Source organism: Schaalia sp. JY-X159 (genome assembly GCF_014525425.1).
Classification (GTDB): domain Bacteria; phylum Actinomycetota; class Actinomycetes; order Actinomycetales; family Actinomycetaceae; genus Scrofimicrobium.
Genome location: NZ_JACEXI010000001.1, coordinates 255,983 through 277,256 on the forward strand (window position 1 = coordinate 255,983; position 21,274 = coordinate 277,256).

Annotated in this window: 19 protein-coding genes; 9 read left to right on the forward strand and 10 right to left on the reverse strand. The window is 60.4% G+C overall.

From position 1 onward, the window contains the following. Nucleotides 1-158: 158 nt before the first annotated feature. The 3 genes from IDL90_RS01110 to IDL90_RS01120 are packed head-to-tail and all read left to right on the forward strand — an operon-like array spanning nt 159 to nt 4,294. Nucleotides 159-1,910, forward strand: coding sequence for a DASS family sodium-coupled anion symporter (locus tag IDL90_RS01110; RefSeq protein ID WP_187994046.1), 1,752 nt, complete (start codon nt 159-161; stop codon nt 1,908-1,910). Next, nucleotides 1,911-3,809 carry a sensor histidine kinase gene (locus IDL90_RS11640; RefSeq protein ID WP_187994047.1) on the forward strand — a complete coding sequence of 633 codons (1,899 nt, stop codon included), beginning with the start codon at nt 1,911-1,913 and terminating at the stop codon, nt 3,807-3,809. Beyond that, the gene (locus IDL90_RS01120; RefSeq protein ID WP_187994048.1) at nt 3,806-4,294 is read left to right on the forward strand and encodes a response regulator; all 489 of its coding nucleotides are present in this window, start codon (nt 3,806-3,808) and stop codon (nt 4,292-4,294) included. The genes IDL90_RS11640 and IDL90_RS01120 overlap by 4 nt, the downstream gene beginning before the upstream one ends. On the opposite strand, the gene IDL90_RS01125 is transcribed toward IDL90_RS01120, so the two are convergent. The 5 genes from IDL90_RS01125 to IDL90_RS01145 form a co-directional block, all read right to left on the reverse strand. After that, on the reverse strand, nt 4,291-5,235 hold the full coding sequence (locus IDL90_RS01125) for an N-acetylglucosamine kinase (protein ID WP_187994049.1): 945 nt from the start codon (nt 5,233-5,235) through the stop codon (nt 4,291-4,293). The two genes, IDL90_RS01120 and IDL90_RS01125, sit on opposite strands and share 4 nt — an antisense overlap. Nucleotides 5,236-5,466: 231 nt before the next feature. After that, nucleotides 5,467-6,249, reverse strand: a complete 783-nt coding sequence (narI, locus tag IDL90_RS01130) for a respiratory nitrate reductase subunit gamma (RefSeq protein WP_187994050.1) — start codon at nt 6,247-6,249, stop codon at nt 5,467-5,469. Beyond that, the gene (narJ, locus tag IDL90_RS01135) at nt 6,246-6,911 is read right to left on the reverse strand and encodes a nitrate reductase molybdenum cofactor assembly chaperone (protein WP_187994051.1); all 666 of its coding nucleotides are present in this window, start codon (nt 6,909-6,911) and stop codon (nt 6,246-6,248) included. Before narJ ends, narI begins: the two co-directional genes overlap by 4 nt. Further along, nucleotides 6,908-8,491 (reverse strand): nitrate reductase subunit beta, encoded by a 1,584-nt coding sequence (gene narH, locus IDL90_RS01140; protein WP_187994052.1) that lies wholly within the window; start codon nt 8,489-8,491, stop codon nt 6,908-6,910. The genes narJ and narH overlap by 4 nt, the downstream gene beginning before the upstream one ends. After that, nucleotides 8,491-12,198 (reverse strand): nitrate reductase subunit alpha, encoded by a 3,708-nt coding sequence (locus tag IDL90_RS01145; protein WP_187994053.1) that lies wholly within the window; start codon nt 12,196-12,198, stop codon nt 8,491-8,493. The genes narH and IDL90_RS01145 overlap by 1 nt, the downstream gene beginning before the upstream one ends. 290 nt (nt 12,199-12,488) lie before the next feature. Here IDL90_RS01145 and IDL90_RS01150 point away from each other — a divergent pair, with 290 nt between their 5' ends. The 4 genes from IDL90_RS01150 to IDL90_RS01165 are packed head-to-tail and all read left to right on the forward strand — an operon-like array spanning nt 12,489 to nt 15,579. Further along, nucleotides 12,489-12,884 (forward strand): molybdopterin-binding protein, encoded by a 396-nt coding sequence (locus IDL90_RS01150; RefSeq protein ID WP_182140899.1) that lies wholly within the window; start codon nt 12,489-12,491, stop codon nt 12,882-12,884. A gap of 13 nt (nt 12,885-12,897) precedes the next feature. Continuing rightward, on the forward strand, nt 12,898-13,737 hold the full coding sequence (gene modA / locus IDL90_RS01155) for a molybdate ABC transporter substrate-binding protein (RefSeq protein WP_187994054.1): 840 nt from the start codon (nt 12,898-12,900) through the stop codon (nt 13,735-13,737). 7 nt (nt 13,738-13,744) lie between these two features. Next, nucleotides 13,745-14,536: an ABC transporter permease gene (locus IDL90_RS01160; protein ID WP_220458717.1), complete on the forward strand. Its 792-nt coding sequence runs from the start codon at nt 13,745-13,747 to the stop codon at nt 14,534-14,536. Then, on the forward strand, nt 14,533-15,579 hold the full coding sequence (locus IDL90_RS01165; protein ID WP_187994055.1) for a sulfate/molybdate ABC transporter ATP-binding protein: 1,047 nt from the start codon (nt 14,533-14,535) through the stop codon (nt 15,577-15,579). Before IDL90_RS01160 ends, IDL90_RS01165 begins: the two co-directional genes overlap by 4 nt. Here the strand turns inward: IDL90_RS01165 and IDL90_RS01170 are convergent. Continuing rightward, on the reverse strand, nt 15,545-16,351 hold the full coding sequence (locus IDL90_RS01170) for a TetR/AcrR family transcriptional regulator (RefSeq protein WP_187994056.1): 807 nt from the start codon (nt 16,349-16,351) through the stop codon (nt 15,545-15,547). The genes IDL90_RS01165 and IDL90_RS01170 overlap by 35 nt on opposite strands. An 83-nt stretch (nt 16,352-16,434) precedes the next feature. Between IDL90_RS01170 and IDL90_RS11645 the strand changes: the two genes are divergently transcribed. Both IDL90_RS11645 and IDL90_RS01180 read left to right on the forward strand, forming a co-directional pair. Next, a complete protein-coding gene (locus IDL90_RS11645; protein WP_187994057.1) occupies nt 16,435-17,424 on the forward strand; it encodes a molybdenum cofactor biosynthesis protein MoaE in 990 nt (329 codons plus the stop codon). After that, entirely contained in the window at nt 17,424-17,918 is a 495-nt protein-coding gene (locus tag IDL90_RS01180; RefSeq protein ID WP_223175098.1) for a molybdopterin-binding protein, read from the forward strand. Before IDL90_RS11645 ends, IDL90_RS01180 begins: the two co-directional genes overlap by 1 nt. A 19-nt stretch (nt 17,919-17,937) precedes the next feature. On the opposite strand, the gene moaC is transcribed toward IDL90_RS01180, so the two are convergent. The 4 genes from moaC to IDL90_RS01200 are packed head-to-tail and all read right to left on the reverse strand — an operon-like array spanning nt 17,938 to nt 21,271. Then, nucleotides 17,938-18,411, reverse strand: coding sequence for a cyclic pyranopterin monophosphate synthase MoaC (moaC, locus tag IDL90_RS01185; protein ID WP_187994059.1), 474 nt, complete (start codon nt 18,409-18,411; stop codon nt 17,938-17,940). A 7-nt stretch (nt 18,412-18,418) separates the two neighbouring features. Continuing rightward, nucleotides 18,419-19,294 carry a potassium channel family protein gene (locus IDL90_RS01190; RefSeq protein ID WP_187994060.1) on the reverse strand — a complete coding sequence of 292 codons (876 nt, stop codon included), beginning with the start codon at nt 19,292-19,294 and terminating at the stop codon, nt 18,419-18,421. A 23-nt stretch (nt 19,295-19,317) separates the two neighbouring features. Continuing rightward, on the reverse strand, nt 19,318-20,526 hold the full coding sequence (gene glp, locus IDL90_RS01195; RefSeq protein ID WP_187994061.1) for a gephyrin-like molybdotransferase Glp: 1,209 nt from the start codon (nt 20,524-20,526) through the stop codon (nt 19,318-19,320). Then, a complete protein-coding gene (locus IDL90_RS01200; RefSeq protein ID WP_187994062.1) occupies nt 20,513-21,271 on the reverse strand; it encodes a HesA/MoeB/ThiF family protein in 759 nt (252 codons plus the stop codon). Before IDL90_RS01200 ends, glp begins: the two co-directional genes overlap by 14 nt. Nucleotides 21,272-21,274 lie beyond the last annotated feature (3 nt).

Below are 21,274 nucleotides of genomic sequence, written 5' to 3' on the forward strand. Positions count from 1 at the left end.
GTTACTACCCATAGCCGGGACGAGTTTGCTCTTGCTCCCATATCCCTGTCCTGCCAACACGAAGAATCAAAGCTTCTTCCAGTATCCTCTTGTCCTCGCTACGCGCATTGGCCTTAGGGCCTACGCCACGGGAAAATTGAGGCCGTATCCTCAAGCATATGAGTCCCTCTGACGATGGCGCTACGAACTCGTCTCCACCACAGAAATCCTCGGGAACACCCGTGCACACTGGCGCGACACGGCCCACGCAAGACAAGCAATCGGAAAGGCAGCAGTCTCGCGAGAGCAGTGCGCGGCGTGCTGGTGCGGGACAGGCCAGCACGGGGCGTGCAGAGCGAGCTCGCGCGGGGCGGGCCGAGCGAGCTCGCGCGGGGCGGGCCGAGCGTGCTGGTGCGGGGCGGGCCGAGCGAGCTCGCACGGGGCGGGCCGAGCGTGCTGGTGCGGGGCGGGCCGAGCGTGCTGGTGCGGGGCGGGCCGAGCGCGGCAGCCGGGCTGGGCGTGGGACTGCTCCCGGGTTGAAGCCCGTCCAAAAGGTCGGCCTCGTCCTTGGTATCGCAGCCTTCTTCGTTCCCTTCATCGTTGATATTCCAAACCTGGATGCACCGGGGGAGCGGATGTTGGCGATCTTCCTGCTCGCCATCGTCTTCTGGGTAACCGAGGCGGTCCCCCTGACGGCAACGGCCGTCCTCGTCATTCTCCTGGAAGTGCTGCTGGTCGCCCAAGGTGCCCTGTGGGACCCGACCGGTGGCAACCCCGAACTTATCGAGGCGGCCCTTCCGGCTTCCACTTACTTTGCGGCTCTTGCCAACCCGGTGATTATCCTCTTCCTTGGCGGATTCATGATCGCTGACGGAGCAGAGAAGTACGGGCTTGATAAGAACATCACGGCCGTAATGCTCAAACCGTTTGCGGGTTCAGCGCGTTCCACAGTGCTTGGACTAATGCTGATTACCGGTATTCTCTCCGCATTCATGTCAAACACCGCCACCACGGCGACCATGTTCGCAGTTGTGATCCCCATCCTGACTTCCATAAAGGACCCCAAGGCACGAGCCGGCGTCGCACTCGCGATTCCGTTGGCCGCCAACGTTGGCGGAATCGCCACGCCCGTGGGTACCCCACCGAATGCTATTGCGATCGGTGCTCTCTCCACGCAGGGAATTGATGTCTCATTCGCTCACTGGACGATGATGGCGGCCCCTTTTGCCATCGTGATCCTGGTTGCGTCGTGGATGCTGATTTGTCTCTTGTTCATCCCTCGCGGGCAGAAGATCGACCTCGAGGTTGAAGCCGACTGGAACATGACGAACAAGGCCAAAATCTTCTACGCGGTCGCAGCCCTAACGATCATCCTGTGGATGACTGAACCGGTACACGGGATCTCTTCCAACACGGTTGGGTTCATTCCGGTGGCTCTACTTCTCTGCTTGCGCGTCATGGACGGAGAAGACGTCAAGAAGCTGGACTGGCCCGTTCTCTGGCTGGTGTCTGGCGGTATCGCCCTCGGCACCGGGGTGGGAGCAACCGGGCTTGACGCCTGGTTGGTGAACTCAATCGGGTGGCACGCGCTGGGTGGAGTCGGAGTCATCGTGGTCCTGTGTATGATCGGACTGGGTTTTGCGAATGTCATGTCTCACTCGGCAGCTGCCAACCTGCTGGTTCCACTGGCTATTTCGCTGTCGGTGGCGCTGCCCGGAACCAACACCATGATGATCGCGGGGGTTGTGGCAATCGCGACCTCGCTGGGGATGTCGCTACCGATCTCAACTCCACCGAACGCCATCGCGTATTCCACCGGCATGGTTTCGGTGAAGAACATGGCAATAGTGGGGGTCATTGTCGGCATCGTTGCGACACTGCTCCTAGCCCTCGCGATGCCGCCACTGTGGAACATCATGGGGTTGGTTTAGGTGCTGCCCCTTGCTGTGGTGGTCGGCGAGGGCGAGTATCCGGCAAGTTTGGCTCGCCTCTTTCGTGAGGATCTTGGCGACCAATGTCAAACGGTCGCGTACCGAAGCGCCGAGGACGCGGCACTTGCGTTCGGATGTGTGGCTGGCGCTGATACGGCTTGTTCTACAGAGCCGGTTGCCCTGCTGGTTGTGGTGGTCGGAGACGATACTCCTCCTGCGGACGAACTGATCAGACCCCTCTCGGGATGTGAGGCGTTCCGCGAGACCCGAATCGTCGTTCTTTCCACAAGCCTCAGCATCAAGGGCGTTGATTGGCTTGTCGACACGGGCAACCTAGATTGGGTTGGGTTCACAGAAGACCTCCGCATTGAGGCTTTCCTGCGCAGCATGCGGGCCCAAATCAAACTCTTCCATGAGCATCAGAAGATTGGGGCGACCCCAGAGGTCTCTTCTCTATTTGATCAGCCCTTCACAGACTCTGAGATTATCCAGAAGATTCTGCGCCGGATTGAGCTCTCCCTCGGCGCGCAGCCCCGCATCACGCTGCCCGCCGGGGTTCGCCTCACCACCAAGGGAGCCTGGGTTGAGGAAGTCACCATCATCCTTGAAGGATCCGTTGCGCTGATCCATGAGGGCCCGGGCGGCGACATCGTCATGCATGAGGAATCGACAGGGCGGATAATCGGGTTGCTGGCGGTATCCGAAGGCCGTCGGGCCCTGTTGAATGCAGTTACTACCAGCCCGGTGACCGGAGTTCGTCTGACCGTCGAGCAGCTAAACTCTTCCATTGAAGGACACCCGGACATTGTCCTCTTGGTGGCGACCCTCTTCATTCGCTCCCTGGACCGTCGTTTGCGGCGAGCCGAAGAACTGCACATTGAGAACGCGGAACTCTCCGAACAGGTGGAGACTGAACGATCGCAACTGGCAACAGCCCTCACGAATTTGGAGGAGGCACGCACGGAGCTGTCAGCCCAAGAGCGACTTGTCTCCCTGGGGACCCTCGCCGCGGGGATAGCCCACGAACTGAACAACCCGATGGCAGCGATTCAGAGAATCAGTGAACACCTGGGTGACGATGTCCTCGGACTGGTAGAGACTGCCCCAAACAAGAAGTGGTCCGATCTCGCCGGCCGAGCCCTGCGCAGCGGAGTGGAAGCGCCATCCCTATCAACGCGCGCCGAGCGCCAATTGCGTCGTGACCTAACCAAGGTTACGGGTGACCCCGCAGTTGCTCAGCAGCTGGCTCTTGCAGGTATCCGGGACCTTGATCTGGCAAAACGACTGACATCCCGTTCGAACCTCTCCCTTGATGGTGCCCGCCAGGCTGCTTCTATTGGCACTGGGCTGCGCAACCTTCGTTCTGCCTCAACCAGGATCACCCAGCTAGTTTCATCGCTGCGATCCTACGCGCGCCCCGACGGCGACACGGTCACTGGCATAGACCTGCACGAAAGCATCGATGACGCAGTCCGCCTCTTGCCGCACAAGCTGGACGGGATCCAGCTGATTCGCAAGTACTCTGACCTGCCGCCTCTTGAAGGGCACCCGGGTCAGCTGGCACAGGTGTGGACGAACATTCTCACCAATGCTGCTGAAGCGATTGTTGAAGCGGCAGACCAAAAGCCAGGGGTCATCACCATTCGAACCAGCGAACCCACCCCCGGCTGGCTTAGAGTAGAGATAACAGACAACGGGCCGGGTATACCCGATTCAATCTTGCCGAGGATTTTCGAGCCGCGCTTCACGACGAAGTCGGGCCAGGTTCGCTATGGCATGGGAATTGGGCTTGGTGTCACCCGGACCATTGTTGGCCGACACCATGGCACCATGCGCATTCACACAGGGGCAGATGGCACCACAGTCGTTGTCGATCTTCCCACTAAGGAGGAACAGTGAAACTCTCAATTCTTGTTCTTGAGGATGAACCCGAAGTCCGTGCGGCGATTGAACGGGACCTCATGCAACTGGCACCAACGATCCGCATTGAACCAGCAGAGGATGTCGAGGACGCTTGGGAGGTGATTGGAGAGATCCTTGATGACGGTGACTTCTTAGCCGTCGCCCTGTGCGACCACAGACTCCCTGGGACCACCGGCGTCGACTTCATGATTGAGATGGCACATGACCCGGACCTTGCGGCCACGGGAAAGGTACTGGTGACAGGTCAAGCAGACCTCGAAGACACGGTTCGAGCTGTCAATGATGCCCAACTGGACCACTACATTGCCAAGCCTTGGAACGCTGAGGAGCTTATCGAGATAGTCAAGGAGCAGCTGACAGACTACGTGATCAAGATGAAGCTCAACCCGCTCCCTTATCTCAAAGTCTTGGACATGGAGCGCGCCCTCGATGCAGTGCGTGACTACGGCCGAGCGGACTAGAACGCTGCAGCTGCCCTCTCGATAGCCGCGCGATCTGCTCCTGCGCTTTGCAGCGCCAAGAGGGTTGCCCCAACCACAGCCTCTCCGTGCGCGGGTAGGATCTGGGCTTCCGGTAGCACTTGCAGAACTCCCTCCTCGACCTGGTCGAGCAGGCTAGGGTTACGAGCAGCGAGGATGCTGTCGGCTAGCACCACGTCCACTTCACCCGTCAGACTCAGCGCATCGGTTCCGGCCCGAACATAGGCGACGACCTCGGATGCCTGACGTTCCACCAGTTGCTGAGCGACCCGGTCACCCCTGTCAGCAGCGTAAAACACCGCCGGCGCCATTCGGCCTAGTTCGACTTCGGGCATCTCCCCGCGGTACAGTGCCGCAATCACGGCCTCGACGGGCATGTCGAACTCATATTCAATCTCTTCAGTAAGGGCGGTTTTCGGTCCGCGGCGGTCGAGGGCGCGGGCCGCATGCCACAGCGCAGCCTTGCCCAGTCCGATGCCTCCACCCCAGTCTCCGGAGAGACTACCCATGGAAGCGAAGGTCCACTTCTCGCCCCTGTCATTTGTCGCAATCGCGGTAGACCCCACGCCACACGAAACAGCCACTGCATTGGGGTTGAGAGTCGCACTGCGAAGTACTGCTAGAGGTTGCGGCTCAATATCCAAACCATTGCGGGCCCATTCGAACCTGCGAAGCCTCTGGCGGAACAGTGACGCTTCCGTGTCCAAGTGAAGTCCGGATAGGCATACCGATGCATGTACCACGTCGGGATTGTCGACGATCCCGGTGACAAGACCATTCAGCGCCTCAGTTGCATCGTCAATACCCTTCAACCTGGCACTGGAAGTGGCGCGACCGACCAACTCGCCGCCCGTTGTCATTACGAGAACGTTCGTCTTAGTCTCTCCACTGTCAATACCAACGACAAGCTTATTACTGGGCATCGCAGAAGCCGTCCGCTCGGGGCATATGGGCCTTTCATGACCACATATATGTGTTGCCCATCGTACGACAGATTGCATTCTGCAAGCTGTGGCTCCCGCGGGCGCTGGCAGGGTCCGGCAAGGCGGGGCTGGGTTAGGCCCGGCGAGGCCGGGCAGGGTCAGTTCGGGCAGAGTCAGTTCGGGCGATGCCGCGGCCCGCCAGGTGGGTTCGAGACCGGGCGGGCGGGATTGCTAGTCCTTCTCCGTCGTAAACGTTGAACGGTACGATCCGCTGGAGACGCTATCCCGTGAAGGTGACTTGCCGGTGCCCTGCCAGTTTCCTGGTGAACCAACTTCCGTTCCCCGGCTGCGGTACACCATGTAGGGGCGAACGGGGTAGAGGACAGGTGGCGCGACCGCGTGCACAAGACGTGTGTAGGGCAGAACTGCAAACAGGAGCAGGCCGGCAATAATGTGCAGCTTAAACTCCCACGGCACATCAACCATCAACTGGGCTTCCGGGTGGAAGTAGAACAGAGAGCGGAACCACGGGCTGATTGTCTCCCGGTAGTTGTACCCATGTTCGCCACCAAAAATCTGTGTCGAAACAGTTGCCAGCGTTCCCAAGGCGATGGCTGCAACAAGGATGACGTACATGACGATGTCACCTGGAGAGGTTGCGAGCTTGACCGACCTCACCACGAATCTGCGTACCAGCAGGCCCGCCAGACCAATGATCGTCATGATTGCCGCGACTGTGCCCAGCGACAATGCCATGAAGTGATAGAGACCCTCACTAATACCAATTGCAGAGGTCCACGACTCTGGGACAGCAAGACCGACCAGGTGGCCCATCACCACAAGAAGGATCCCGTAGTGGAACAGCGGGGATGAAATCCGCAGCCACGTGCGTTCATACGTCTCTGAAGAACGCGTCACCCACCCGAACTTGTCGGTCCGCCACCGCCAGACAATCCCAAAAAACAAAGATGCTAAAGCCAGGTAGGGGAAAATGATCCACAGGAATGTGTTCATGATGTGCTCCAAGCGAAGTTGACTCCGACCATTTCGGTGGGCGGACCCTGGGTAATGAGTCGTTGAAAACGCTCGACGACCTCATCCGAAACCTCCGGAAGAGTGCAGACAAGGCCGTCAAGAAGGTGTGCGTAGGGGGAGTGTGCAGCGTGCAGGGCAGAACGCATCACCTCAAGGCCATCGCGGTGGGCGGCCAGCAACTGCACGACTAAAGGATCACCAGAGGTCGCTGAGAGCTCAAGAATCACCGGGAGATAGTCATCAAGCTCATCGGTGCCATTCTCATAGCCCAAAGCACCAAGGAAGTCCTTGAAACCCAAAATAGCGCTACCCCGCAGCCGGGTGTCACCAGCAACGTAGTAGCTCAGGTACAGGGCAGTGCGACGCCGCTGGTCAAAAACCTCAACGTAGTGCTCACAAACCTCACGACGAGGGCGGGTCACCGCCCAGTCGACGAACGCGTCCAAGTGCACGCGAATACCCGCGGGGAGCGCATCACGAACCTCGTCGTACGCGGCCAGGGCCGGATCAAACCGTTCCTCGGGGTAGGTCAGCCAGGCAGCAATGAGCATGTGAGCCGTGCGGATCTGCTGCTCGGTGCACGCCACTGGCTCGATGGGAGCCACTGGCGAAGGGATGAGAAAACGAACCGGCTTCGTCATCGCAATGCCGAACTGTCAGATGGGCGTTTGAGGTCAACGAAGACTGGTTCACGCCGCGTTCCACCGGTGGAACCACAACCGATTGCCGACGTGCAGGCCGAGGGCGCGCCCTCGCCCAAATACCCAGCATCACCCATGCCTTCCGTGTCGATTCCCAGTTCCTCCATGCGCGGGGCAGGCGCACTTCCGCCCTCGGGAATCACGTAGCGGTCGTCATACTTGGCGATCGCTAGCAGGCGGTACATCTCTTCAAGCTGTTTCCCGGTCATACCGACCGATTCAGCTATCTCCTCATCAACCTCCCGGCCCAGGTTGACATCCCGCATGTGGGAACGCATGGCCGCAAGCCTGCGCAACGCCAACTCAACGGGGCGCGGATCCCCAGCCGTGAACAGCTCTGCAAGGTAGTCCAAGGGAATACGCATCTTCGACAGTGTGGTGAGCAAAATCCTGTGGTCTTCACCGTCTGCACCCGATGCGGTCACCGCATCCACCACGGGGGCCAGCGGCGGCACGTACCAAACCATCGGCATCGTCCGGTATTCCGGGTGCAGGGGGAGGGCCAGGCGGTACTCCTTGATCAAAGACCAGATCGGAGACTCTTGAGCGGCAAGCAACCACCTATCTGAAATCCCTTCGGCCCGGGCCGCAGCGACCACCAGCGGGTCGTTCGGATCCAGAAGGATGTCCATCTGCGCCTCGTAAAGGTCCTGCTCATTTTCAGTTGCAGCAGCCTCTCCGACCCGATCTGCGTCATAAAGCATGACACCCAGGTAGCGCAGGCGCCCCACGCAGGTCTCCGAGCAAACCGTTGGTTCACCAATCTCAATCCGCGGGTAACAGAGCGTGCACTTCTCAGACTTACCCGTCTCATGATTGAAGTAAATCTTCTTGTACGGGCATGCCGCCACACACATGCGCCAACCACGGCAGGCATCCTGATCAACCAGGACGATTCCGTCTTCATTCCGCTTATAGATCGCCCCCGACGGGCAGGCAGCCATGCAGGTTGGGTTCAGGCAGTGTTCACAAATCCTCGGCAGGTAGAACATGAACGAAGACTCAATGTCGGCCTTCACCTTGGTGGCGATCTCTTTCAAGATCGGATCCCCAGCCAACGCGGCCTCGCCCCCGCCAAGATCATCATCCCAGTTTGGTCCCCAGGCGACAGTATCGATGTTGTCACCGGTGATCTGGCTGACCGGACGTGCAACAGGGAAATACTTGGAATCCCGCGGGGCGCTGAGCAGCTTGTCGTACTCATACGTCCACGGTTCGTAGTAGTCGTCCAGCATCGGCATGCGCGGGGACGCAAAAATCTGGCTGAGGACGGAGAGTCGTCCCCCCGAACGCGGCACAACTTTGCCAGCCTTCGTGCGCTTCCACCCGCCACGCCATTTCTCTTGGTCCTCCCACTGCGCCGGATAGCCACCACCGGGGCGGGTCTCAACATTGTTGAACCACATGTACTCAGTGCCAGAGCGGTTCGTCCATGTCTGCTTGCAGGTAACCGAACAGGTGTGGCACCCAATGCACTTGTCCAGGTTCATTACCATCGCGACTTGAGCCATGACTTTCATCAGTACGTAACCTCCTGGCTGCGCTTACGGATCCGGGTGACTTCGTCACGTTGGCTACCCGTTGGTCCCACGTAGTTGAATGCGTAGGAGTGTTGAGCGTAGCCACCGATCAGGTGGGTGGGTTTGATCATGACGCGGGTGAGGGAGTTATGGATGCCTCCGCGTCGCCCGTTCGTTTCGGTTAGCGGGGTCCCCATGATGCGTTCCTGTGCGTGGTACATGTAGACAGTTCCGCGGGGGAGCCGGTGGGAGACAATCGCCCTAGCAACGACGACCCCGTTGCGGTTCCATGCCTCGATCCACTCGTTGTCGGCCACCCCGATTGTCGCCGCATCCTCGGGGCTGATCCACACGGTTTGCCCGCCGCGCCCCAGCGTCAACATGTGGGGGTTGTCGTAGTACTGCGAGTGGATTGCCCACTTGTGGTGCGGGGTCAAATAGCGGACCGCCACGCTGGTTTCCCCGTCGACCGTGCCGGTTTCACCGACCGTTGGTTCGCCGTACAGAGTGTCGAGGGCGAGAGGCGCCTTGAAGATCGGCAGTGATTCGCCGAGGTCGCGCATCCAGTCGTGGTCCAGATAGTAGTGCTGCCGACCCGTCAAGGTGTGGAAGGGACGCCCTCGTTCAATGTTCTGCACGAACGCTGAATAGCGCCGCCCCCCATGCTCTGAGCCGGACCATTCCGGTGAGGTGATGACGCTCTCCGGTCCCTTCTCATTGAGTTGGCGGATGGTGACCTTCTTGTCTTCGAGCCCCGCGGAGAGGTCAGCGAGTTTGGTTCCAGTTCTCTTTTCCAGAGTTTCGAAACCGGTTGTCGCTAGACGCCCGTTGGTGGTGCCTGACAGGGAGAGGATCATGTCGCACGCGGCTTCGGCACTGTCGATCTGTGGCCTGCCGTTATTCGGGTGCGTTCCGTACTGCTTACCGAGGGCCTCGACCTCGACGCTCGGGTCGTAGACGACACCCTTGGTGACCAGACCGACCTTGTCTGCGAGCGGCCCGAGGGAGTTGAAGCGGTCGATGAGCGTCGTGTAATCCCGCTCAACGGGAACCAACTTCGGCATGTTAACCCCGGGGGTAAGGGGGATCTTGTCCAGGTCAGCGACAACCCCGCCGGGATTTGCGTACTCGTCCGGAGTGTCGTGGGCCATTGGAACCGGGATGATGTCGGTTTGTTTGCCGAGGTGAACCTCCGCCATCTTCGAAACTTGGCCTGCCAGTTCCTGGAAGATTTCGTAGTCTGTGCGTGCCTCCCACGGCGGGTCAATCGCGGCGTCGAAGGCGTGAATGTAGGGGTGCATGTCAGTCGATGACAGGTCCCGCTTTTCATACCAGGTCGCCGCGGGGAGGACGAGATCGGACATCAACGTCGTGGTCGTGTTGCGGAAGTCCACTGTCATCATCAGGTCGACTTTGCCCGAGGCTGCAGCTTCGCGCCACACCATGGTTTCGGGTCGACGGTCTTCAGGGAGTTCAGCAGCGGACACCGCGTCATCTGTGCCAACCATGTGCCGGTAGAAAAACTCCGCGCCCTTGGCCGTGTTACCCAGGAGGTTGGTGCGCCAGGAGGTGAGGATGCGCGGGAAGTTCTCCGGGTTATCAGGATCCTCGGCAGCAAACTTCAGTTCACCCTTCTCAAGTTGGTCCACCACGTAGGCAGGACCCGCCATTCCGGCTTCCCGTGCTTCCTGGCCCAGCAGCAGGGTTGACCTGTCAAAGGTGGGGAACGAAGGCATCCAACCTCGCTTCATCGACTCCACCAGCGTGTCAGCTGTTGACTTGCCCTTCCAGTCGAGGTCGGCAAGGGGTGAACGCAACTTGTCGACGGGGGTCCCGTCGTAGCGCCACTGGTCGGTGATCAGATAGAAGAACCCCGTGGTGATCATCTGGCGTGCCGGGCGCACCCAGTCGAGGCCGAAGGCAAACTGGGCCCAGCCTGTGATCGGGCGCACTTTCTCTTGTCCGACGTAGTGGGCCCATCCGCCACCGTTGACCCCCTGCGTCGCACACATTGAGGTCAGGGCCAAGATCGTCCGGTACATGGTGTCAGCGTGGTAGTAGTGGTTGACACCAGCCCCAAGGATGACCATGGACCGGCCTTTGGAATCAATGGCGTTCTGGGCGAACTCGCGACCGATCCGAACCGCTGCATTGGCGGGAACCCCGGTGTGGGTTTCCTGCCACGCGGGTGTCGGAACCGCGTCGACGTCGTCGTAGCCTGCGGGCCACTCACCGGGGATTCCCTCGCGCTCTACGCCGTACTGCGCAAGGAGGATGTCGTAGACGGTGGTGACAAGGTTGCCATCAACCTTCACGGCCGGCACACCGCGCTTGACGATGCCGGTACCCGGTGACACCTGTTCGGGTGTGGCCGGAAGGTCGAAGCGGGGAAGAAGGATCTCTACGCCCTCGGCTCCCGCGATTTCATCCGCGGAAAGGAAGGGGTCCACTCCTTCCATCTCCAGGTTCCATTTGCCCATGCCTTCTGCACCAAAGTGGTCGGCAGAGGTACCACCCGGGTCGACGATGCCACGCTCTTTGTCCCACACCAGGGTGCGGAACGCAGCGTTTTCCGAGTCGACCAGCTCTGGTCCCGCAGCGCCCTCGGCAGCAGTGAGGAACTTCCCCGGAACATACGCCCCGTCCTTCTCCTCAAGTTTGACCAGGAAGGGGGAGTCGGTGAACTTTGCCATGTAGTCCAAGAAGAACGGCTCTTGGCGCTGCACATGGAACTCTTTGAGGATGACGTGCCCCATCGCCATGGCTAAAGCGCCGTCAGCGCCGGGTGCGACACGCAGCCATTCATCAGCGAACTTGGTATTGGCGGCGAAGTCCGGGGAAACAGCCACAACCTTTTGGCCGTGGTAGCGGGCCTCTGTCATGAAGTGGGCGTCGGGCGTCCTCGTCTGAGGGACATTGGAGCCCCACATGATCAAGTACTGGGAGTTGTACCAGTCGCCAGACTCCGGAACATCGGTCTGGTCACCGAAAACTTCGGGCGAGGCCGGGGGAAGGTCCGCGTACCAGTCGTAGAACGACAGCATCGATCCGCCCATGAGTTCATAGAAACGCGACCCCGCGCCGTACGAAACCTGCGACATCGCCGGAATGACTGAAAAGCCAAACATCCTGTCTGGCCCGTACCGCTTCGTGGTGTAGACGTGGGCGGCTGTGGCGATTTCCATCGCTTCCTGCCACGAGCACCTCACCAGGCCACCCCTGCCTCGTGCAGACTTGTACCTGGCAGACTTCTCAGGGTCCTCGACAACGTCTCGCCAGGCGAGGACGGGGTCTCCCAACCGCTCTTTGGCTTCGCGGTAGTAGTCCAAGAGGATGCCGCGCGCATAGGGGTGGCGGATACGGGTTGGGGAGTAGGTGTACCAGGAGAACGCGGCTCCACGAGGGCAGCCGCGCGGTTCGTACTCGGGCATGTCCGGGCCGGTGGTCGGGTAGTCAACCGCCTGGGTTTCCCAGGTGATCACACCATTCTTCACGAACACCCACCACGAGCACGAGCCCGTGCAGTTCACCCCATGGGTTGAGCGGACCTTGCGGTCGTGGTTCCAGCGTTGGCGGTAGAACTGATCCGCCTCACGTCCGCCCTCGAGAAAAAGCTGCCGAGAGTTTGCGGCAGTGGCGGCAGGTCGCAGAAACGCACCAAGCTTGGCAACGGAGTCTGGGAGTGTAAATGGGGAGGTGTCAGCCATCGGTTTCCTCACTCAACTTCATGCGGATTGGGCGTCTTCACCCAAGTGCTTCTATTCAACAACGAATGGCTTGAAAAAGGCTGGTTTCCGCGGAAATACGCCTATTCCACACGTGTCGTATAGAGCAAAGTTTGCCCTATATGATCAGGGAAGTGTTGCGTAATTGCAGATCGCTCTCCACAGTGGTGAAACCACGCCTAATCTGCACGGGCTGTCTTCCGTATTGCGGCTGAAAAGGCTTCTGAGGCGCCAGTAGCACGAACCGCAAATGCGTGTCTATACTGCAATCTATGACGCAAATACGGATTAGCGAAGCGGCGCAGTTTCTCGGGGTCAGTGACGACACCGTGCGGCGGTGGATTGAGACGGGGCTGCTCAGCGCGGGGCTTGACTCCAGCAACAGAAAAGTCGTGGACGGGCGTGAACTCGCAGAGTTTGCCCAGTCCCTTGCAGCTCCGCCGCCTGATCCAACGGGCGGTCAAACATCCGCACGCAACCGACTGGTGGGACTGGTAACCAAAGTGACCTCCGACCGTGTCATGTCCCAGGTTGAAATGCAGTGCGGACCCTTCCGCATCGTCTCGCTGATGAGCACGGAGGCTGTGGGCGACCTCGGCTTGGAGCCAGGGGTCGTCGCGGTCGCAGTGGTGAAGGCAACCACCGTCATAGTCGAAGCCGCAAACTAGAGAGGCACATGCAATGGAAAGAAGCATTCTCAGCAAGGTCGTCCTCGGACTTGGCATCACCTCGCTTTTGCTCGGCGGTTGCGCTGCCGGGGGTGACACGTCGGCAGAATCCGGGGCCGCAGGTACGTCGACTCAGTCTGCTACTTCGGGCGATACTTCCTCGAGTGAAGCACGGACACTGACAGTGTTCGCAGCCGCGTCAATGGAGCCAACCTTCACCGAGCTGGCGAAGACGTTTGAGGACGAGCATGAGGGCGTCAAGGTTGTCTTCAACTTCGCGGGCTCCCAGGATCTGCAAGAGCAAATCGTCGAGGGCGCTCCAGCCGACGTATTTGCATCTGCAAATGAGAAGCAGATGGCGCCTGTTGTTGAGGCGGGGCTGAACTCAAGCGAGCCGATCATCTACGCAACGAACGAACTGACGATTGTCACGCCCCCGGACAATCCCGCACAGATCGCAACTTTTCAAGACCTCACCAAAGAGGGTCTGCTGCTGGTGATCTGCGCCCCGGAAGTACCATGCGGGGCTGCAACCCAGAAGGTTGTCGAAGCCAGTGGGGTGACGCTGAAGCCAGTCTCTGAGGAGCAGTCAGTCACTGACGTCCTCGCCAAGGTTCAAGCCGGTGAAGCCGACGCTGGCCTGGCCTACAAGACCGATGCCATCTCGGCCGGGGACACCGTTGAGGCCATAGCATTCCCAGAGTCGGCCGACGCTGTCAACAAGAACCCAATCGTTGCTGTGACCACGGGCGCGGAGCCTGAACTTGGTCAGGAGTGGGTCGACTTCATCCTCAGCGATTCAGTCCAGCAGATCCTCAAGGATGCGGGCTTCGGTCCTGCCCAAACAAGCTAGCAGACCGGTGACGAGGGAGTATTCGGGCATACCTGGCTGGCTCTATGTGCCAGCGGTCATCGGGGGCGCATTCATCCTGGTTCCCCTCATCGCAATGGGAACCAGGATTGAGTGGAGCAACTTTTGGTCCCTCATCACCAGTCCCTCATCCCGGACCGCCCTCATCCTCAGCCTACAAACCGCAAGCGTGTCGACGCTTCTGTGCATCATCTTCGGTGTTCCGATGGCGATTGTCCTGGCACGCGGTTCGTTTCGGGGGCAGACCCTTCTTCGTTCCCTGGTTTTGCTGCCCATGGTTCTTCCGCCGGTAGTTGGCGGGATTGCTTTGCTCTACACCTTCGGGAGGCGCGGCCTGATTGGCCGGTACCTCGAAGTGTTTGGAATGAACATTGCGTTCTCGACGACTGCGGTCGTCCTGGCCCAAACGTTTGTGGCACTCCCGTTTTTGGTGGTGTCCCTGGAGGGGACGTTGCGGACGTACGGGCGTAAGTATGAGGTGGTTGCGGCGACGCTGGGCGCGAGTCCGTCCGTGGCTTTGCGGCAGGTGACCCTGCCGCTCGTGGTGCCTGGGTTGGTGTCCGCCGCAATTCTTTCGTTTGCTCGGGCGTTGGGCGAGTTTGGTGCGACGATCACGTTTGCTGGGAGTCTCGAGGGCGTGACGCGGACGCTTCCGTTAGAGATTTATCTGCAACGAGTCAAGGATCCCCAGGCCGCCATAGCTCTTTCCCTCTTGCTGGTGGTGGTGTCTGTGTTGGTCACCGCCGCCACGACGGCCATTTCGAGGCGGTCACAGCGATGAGTTTGCTGTTTGATGCCCAGGTCGCGTCGCGCAACTTTGACGTGCAGATTGAGGTCGAGGACGGAACCCACGTTGCAGTCCTCGGACGCAATGGTTCGGGTAAGTCGACGCTGTTGAGCATTCTTGCCGGGGTGTTGCGACCGGATAGCGGGCGCGCGTTCCTCGGTGACAAGATGCTCTTCGACATTCCCAAGTGGACTGCTCCTCACACGCGGGGGGTCTCGCTGCTGTCGCAAGAGCCCCTTTTGTTCCCACATAAAACGGTCGCGCAGAACACGGCATTTGGGCCGCTTGCTAAGCATGTGCCCCGCGGGGAGGCCGCGCGGTTGGCAGCACATTGGTTGGACGAGGTCGGGATGGCTGAGTTCGCCAGCCGCAGGCCGGGCGAATTATCGGGGGGACAGGCCCAACGTGTGGCTGTGGCGCGCGCGTTGGCGGCTCAACCTGAACTGTTGCTCTTGGATGAGCCAATGGCTGCCCTCGACGTTGCTGTTGCACCCGCACTGCGCCGGGTTCTGCGGCGCGTCCTCGAAGGGCAAACGACGCTGATCGTCACGCATGATCTGGTGGATGCGGCGCTGCTCTCTGACTACGTGATCGTTTTGGAGGATGGGCGGGTGGCGGAGCGTGGGCCCACCGACCAGGTTCTCTATAATCCCAAGACATCTTTCACCGCCGGGTTGGCTGGGCTGAACCTTGTTCGAGGACGATTTCAGGGTGGTGCGGTGGTCGGTCCCGGAGGGATGACAGTGCTCGGAATGGGTGAGGAGCCGCGCACCGGGGATATGGCGGCGGCTGCTTTCTCTCCCCGAGCTGTTTCTGTCTATCCGGCGGCGATCCAGGGCAGTCCTCGCAATAACTTTGAAGTCACAGTAAGGGAGATTGAGCCTGCCAACGGCTTGGTGCGTATCCACGGCGAGTCGTCGGGCCAGAGCCTGGCAGCCGACATTACGGTCAAGGCTTTGGCTGACCTTGATCTCTATCCTGGTAGCAGGGTTGTGTTTGCGGTCAAGGCAACTCAGGTGACGGTTTATGCCGCGTAGTTCCCAGGGTGATTCGTCCTCGGCCGTGGAGAAGGTTGGGACCGATCCCCACTTCGTTATCGAGGCGTTCACCATCGGGACCGAAACTCGCGCTAAGGAGACCCTGGATCGGATCGACCCTGAGGGTGGAACGACCCAGCTCTGAGACGTGCGCGACCTGCCAGGGAGGTAGCAGGCTGAAATAGGCAGCCACGACCTCGTCTGGATCTTCTGCCATGCCTGTCTTCAGCCAGGACTGCACCATGGCAATGGTGTTGTGAACCTGTTGGGAAGAAGCCATCTGGATCCACAGTTCCGAGGGGACCGGCCCTTCGACGTGACGCACGAAATCGCGGACGAACTCCTCGAAGAGGGCATCGAAGTACGAAGTGATCATGGCCAGAACGACTGATTGCCCGCCCTCGGGAAGAACATGGTTGTAAACACGGTGATTGGCGGCCACGTGTTCGAGGAGGGCGAGGTGGATTTCCCGCCACTGCAGCAGGTAGCCGGGGCCGGGCTGGTCAAGCAGATGTGCGATGGGTTCCATTTGCGGCGCTAGAGCTGAGATGAGGTGCTCGGCAAGGAATGAGGACGGGGAGCTGGAGTGCTTGTAGAAGGTGGTTCTAGAAATACCGGCCGCCTCGGTCAGTTCGGATACCGAAATCTGCTCGGCAGGCTTCTGTGCTGCCAGTGTGAGGATCGCATCGGTGAGTTTGGAACGGATACGCTGATAGCGGGGATCATCAACTGGCTGGCGGGGCACGGCTTTTCCAACAGCTACCTGTTCCACGATGCCCACCTGCCCCTATTTGAAAACGGCCTGCATCCAAGGATAGAGCGTACTGGTCAGTGTGGAGTGGATATGCTGGGGGTATGGTGAAAATCGCGGTCGTAACTGTTTCAGATCGGGTCTCTCGCGGGGAACGGGAGGACGCGTCGGGCCCACTGGCCGCATCCTTACTTTCCGCCTACGGCGAGGTGGTTCGCACGGATGTTGTGCCTGATGGCGTCGACACCGTGAGGGCCGCAATCTCGGGTGCGGCAGACGCCGGGGTCAATGTTGTTTTCACAACCGGCGGAACGGGGGTGACAGGACGGGACCAGACTCCTGAGGCAACTGAGGCTCTCATCGAACAGCGGATGTTCGGCATTGAGAACCTATTGCGTTCAAACCCGAATGTGCCGCAGGCCGCCCTCTCCCGGGGTCTTGCGGGTGTTGGGCGCTTCGACGGTCTACCGGTGCTGATTGTCAACGCTCCCGGGTCTGTCGGTGGGGTGCGGGATGCAGTTCGGGTTATTGGGCCACTGCTGGAGCACATCGTCTCCCAGATGCGCGACGGGGACCACCCCGTTCCCAGAAGTGAGGATCCCTTCGAGAGCTTTGATGGACACCTGGAGGCCACTTCCCGGGTACAAAACAGGGGCAGAAGCCAGGGAGGATCAGCCCGGGTTGTCATCGCTGGTGTCTCTGATCAAACCTTAGACATGGGCGTCCTCGTTGACGCGGTTGATGACCCGACGGCGGGGGCCGTCGTGACCTTCTGTGGTCAGGTGCGTAACCACGACGACGGACGCCAAGTGACCGCCATCGACTATGAGGCGCACCCTGATGCAGGTCGGGTGGTTGAGGAGATCGCAGAGCAGGTTGCACAGGCAAGCGGTGCCTGTCGGATAGCGGTGCTACACCGCACCGGGTATTTGGAGGTGGGTGGTATCGCCCTCGGAGCTGCGGTGTCTGCCCCGCACCGCGCGGAGGCTTTCCGCCTACTCGAAGCAGTTATAGAGCAGGTGAAAATGAAACTGCCAGTGTGGAAACGACAGCACTTTGCAGACGGAAGCCAAGAATGGACAGGGGTGGCGTGATGACGACAGTGACGGTTATTTCTTGTTCCGATGCCGCTCTTGAAGACGCCGCTGAAGACCGTGCCGGTACAGTGTTGCGCGAAGGTCTCGCATCACTGGGCTTTCAAGTAAGTGACCCGCAAATCGTGCCTTGCGATACGTCCCTGATAACTTCCGCCCTGGTCGATGCGTTTCACGGGGGCGCGCGGGTGGTTATCACCGCGGGTGCTAGCGGATTGCTGCCACAAGATGTTGCGGTTGAGGCGACCATGCCACTGGTGGAGTCTGAGATCCCCGGGATCATGGAAGAAGTCCGACGCCGTGGCGCGGAGAAAACCCCGCTGGCCCTGCTTTCGCGTGGAGTGGCGGGCGTGGTCGAACTCCCGGGCCTGCCGCGTTCACTGGTGGTCAACGCACCCGGCTCACGAGGGGGGGCCAGGGATACTCTGGCCGTCCTCGGCCCAATGCTTGAGCGCATAGTCGCGTCGTTGGATGGGGTGGGGCACGACCGTTAGGCCGGAAACGATCGCGACGTCAGTCTGCGTTTCTCGTCCAGTCGCCGCTACGGCCCCCGGACTTAGCCGTGACCCGCGCATGAAGGATTTCTGCTCTGCGATCCACGCCTTTGACCATGTCCACAATCGCGAGGGCGGCAACGGTCACCGCTGTTAGCGCCTCCATCTCAACTCCGGTACGGTCCGCTGTACGAACCTCCGCGTGGATCTGGACGCCCTCGTCCACGATGGTGAGTTCGAGGGCGACACCGTGCACGCCGATAACATGGGCGAGCGGCAGAAGATCCGGGACCTTTTTCGCGGCGGCGATCCCCGCGACTCGAGCCACGGCAAGGACGTCGCCCTTGGGAACGGTTCCGTCCCGAAGTGCGCGCACCACGTCCGGTGAGCAGGCAACCATGGCCTCCGCAGTCGCGGAGCGGACCGTGGGCTGCTTGGCAGTGACGTCGACCATGCGCGCGTCGCCGCGCTCATTGAGGTGTGTGAACTGCATGGGGCTCCTAGGACGAGGTCGGCGGTGACGAGGGTGATCCCGCCGGTGACGAGGGTGCGGTCGGCGGCGCGTCCTCGTCCGGGAAGGCTCCGTGTTGGGCGTCTGGGCTCGGTACAGTGGTGGAGGCATCTTCATCCATGCCAGCGACTTCATTCTCAGTGCAAGCGCCGTGGTTGTGGAGGAGATGGAAGTGGGGTAACTGCGGGACCGCCTTGGTTCCCTTATCGGCTTCGTGGCGGGATGCGATCTCAATCATCAGAGAGGCCAGCGTTGCCGTTGTAACCCCAATCAGGGCCATCCCCCCAAACATGAGGGCCGTGGCCGTGAGCCTTCCCGCGCTGGTGACAGGGGTGTAGTCGCCGTAGCCTGTCGTTGACACCGTCACACAAGCCCACCAGATCGCATCGCGGAACGTCTTGATGGTTGCGCCCGCAGCATTGCGTTCCGCTTCCAGAACTGCCAGTGCGGATATGTAGACGAGGATTACGGATGCCCCAATTCCGTAGACCATCACCTGGACGCGCATCCGATCACCAGGGGATGCCCACCTGCTTCCTAGCTGCGTAAAGACACGCAGCAGAATAACCAGGCGAAGCACCGGCACCATGACACAGAGCAGATCGAACCAATGGGTGACGAACCAACGGACTCTCTCTTTGGCTGTTGCGAAACGCACCACGTAGTCGATGAGGAACATGAGCCACGTTGTTGTCATGGTTAGTGTCGTCAGTGTCCATCCAACACCGGACAGATCCCCAATGGCCCGCCATGTGTAGGCAATCAGATAGGCAAGACTAGCGACGATCAAAGGTACGTCAGTGTACTTATGCCAAGTTTGCTGACCTTGTGTCATCTCCGGCCGCAACTTCTTCTTTGTCTCCAAGGCTGCCCCCTCCGGCCCTTAACTTACCGCACCGGGTACACCTTGAGCATGTCGGAAGGAGCCACAGCAGTGACGCCTTCCGGAACCATCGCGAGCGCATTTGCCAGATGCAAGGACGCAATTAGGTGCGACCCAGAGCCGAGCGCATGGCTGCGCGAAACGGTGCCATTCCCGGTGATCACAGGCACGAACTGGCGTCGGCCAGAGGGGCTCTTCCAGCCTTCTTCAGTCGCCAGCTCCACCGCCTGCCAAGCGGCCTCGGCTCCCTGAAACCTGGCCAACAGGGGACGCAGAAATACCCAAGCCGAAACAAAGACGCTCACGGGGTTGCCGGGAAGCCCAACAAAAGCGGTCGGGCGGCCCTGCAGCGTCAGCATGCCGCAAGCCTGCGGTTTGCCCGGTTGCATGGCGACTTTGTTGAAGGACGCTCTCCCCTCAAGGCTTTGCCTGACTACTTCAAACGCTCCCGCCGAAATGGCACCCGCGGTCACAACCAGGTCGGCACCCAGGCTCGCGGCTCGGTCGAGGGCATTCTCGAATTGCGAGACGGAGTCGGGAACCGCGGTAGCCAGGACGACCTCGCCACCGAACTGCTCCACAAGACCCGCGAGGAGGATCGAGTTTGAGTCGGGAATCTGCCCGAACCCCAACTGTGCGCCCGGGCTCACCAGCTCCGAACCGGTTGCGAGCACTGCGACACGCGGTCGGCGGCGCAGAGGGACCTCGCTGTAACCAACTGAAGCGGCAGCGGCGGCAGCCGCGGGCGTCCAGGAAGCCCCGCCTCTGAGAACCTTCGCGCCGACGGGCACGTCCTCGCCACTCCGGCGAATGTTGCTACCGCGCGGTAATGGATCGACGACAACCGACCGCGGAAGTGGGACATCACCTGGGGCCTGGTCCGAAAGCTCAACTGGAATGACCGTGTCTGCGCCGCGCGGTAGGGGGGCGCCGGTCATGATTCTGACGGCCTCGCCCGCCCCGACGGGAGGAGCGTCCTGTGCCCCCGCAGGGATATCACCGACGACTTCCAGGCGGGTCGGCCCGATCCCCAAGTCTGCTGCCCGCACCGCAAACCCATCCATGGCGGAGTTTGTGAAAGGTGGAACCGGATAGCGTGCAAAGAGGTCTTCCGCCAGAATCCGGCCAAAGCCCCCACCAATTGGTTCCGCGCTGCTCGGCACCAGATCGGCCAGAGCCAAGACTTTGTCCAAGTACTCCTCAACACTCAACATTTGTCCTCCTTGATGAGCGAAGCGGCAGGGTCTCCCACCTTGGCGACAGCGCGTCCAAGACCATGACCCGGCCGACCAGTGGTTGCCCCACACCGAGCAGCAGTTTGATTGCCTCCGTGGCCTGCAGAGTTCCAATCTGGCCAACCATGGCTCCCAGCACCCCAACCTCGGTTGCCATCTTGTAGGTGTCGCGTGGGGGTTCTTCGGGAACTAGGTCCCGAAGATAAAGCCGCTGCCCGTCCTCGTCCTCTACCCCAAACACGGAACACTGCCCCTGCCACGCCACCGCAGTTGCCCACACCAGTGGAACCCCAACGTCCTCGGCAGCGTCCGAAATCAGGAACTTAGCCGCAAAAGTATCAGTGCAGTCCAAGACCAGGTCATAGCGCGCAAAGAGTTTGCGGGCACGGTCTGGCGTCAGCATCTCAGGGTAGATGTCGACGGCAACCTCGGGGTTCAGTTCGTGCAGGCGCTGCGCCGCAGACTCAGCCTTGTTGCGACCGAACTCAGTATGAAGAACTTGCCGCTGCATATTGGTGAGTTCAACAACGTCACCATCAACGATCCCGATCTGACCAACCCCGGCGGCAGCCAGGTACGGAAGGGCAGCAGAACCCAAGCCTCCAGCCCCAATGACGAGGACGGAGGATTCAAGGAGCCGTCGTTGCCCAACCTCTCCAACACCTCTGAGCGCAATGTTGCGCGCATAGCGTTCTTGCTCAAGAGGGGAAAAGTCGGAAGCCAAGTT

Bases quoted from the DNA above. Each gene is read 5' to 3' on its own strand.
- narJ (WP_187994051.1), bottom strand. From the start codon at position 6,911: ATGACGAAGCCGGTTCGTTTTCTCATCCCTTCGCCAGTGGCTCCCATC.
- moaC (WP_187994059.1), bottom strand. From the start codon at position 18,411: ATGCAGTTCACACACCTCAATGAGCGCGGCGACGCGCGCATGGTCGAC.
- IDL90_RS01110 (WP_187994046.1), top strand. From the start codon at position 159: ATGAGTCCCTCTGACGATGGCGCTACGAACTCGTCTCCACCACAGAAA.
- IDL90_RS01125 (WP_187994049.1), bottom strand. From the start codon at position 5,235: ATGCCCAGTAATAAGCTTGTCGTTGGTATTGACAGTGGAGAGACTAAG.
- IDL90_RS01180 (WP_223175098.1), top strand. From the start codon at position 17,424: ATGACGACAGTGACGGTTATTTCTTGTTCCGATGCCGCTCTTGAAGAC.
- modA (WP_187994054.1), top strand. From the start codon at position 12,898: ATGGAAAGAAGCATTCTCAGCAAGGTCGTCCTCGGACTTGGCATCACC.
- IDL90_RS01145 (WP_187994053.1), bottom strand. From the start codon at position 12,198: ATGGCTGACACCTCCCCATTTACACTCCCAGACTCCGTTGCCAAGCTT.
- IDL90_RS01165 (WP_187994055.1), top strand. From the start codon at position 14,533: ATGAGTTTGCTGTTTGATGCCCAGGTCGCGTCGCGCAACTTTGACGTG.
- glp (WP_187994061.1), bottom strand. From the start codon at position 20,526: ATGTTGAGTGTTGAGGAGTACTTGGACAAAGTCTTGGCTCTGGCCGAT.
- IDL90_RS11645 (WP_187994057.1), top strand. From the start codon at position 16,435: ATGGTGAAAATCGCGGTCGTAACTGTTTCAGATCGGGTCTCTCGCGGG.
- narI (WP_187994050.1), bottom strand. From the start codon at position 6,249: ATGAACACATTCCTGTGGATCATTTTCCCCTACCTGGCTTTAGCATCT.
- IDL90_RS01150 (WP_182140899.1), top strand. From the start codon at position 12,489: ATGACGCAAATACGGATTAGCGAAGCGGCGCAGTTTCTCGGGGTCAGT.
- narH (WP_187994052.1), bottom strand. From the start codon at position 8,491: ATGAAAGTCATGGCTCAAGTCGCGATGGTAATGAACCTGGACAAGTGC.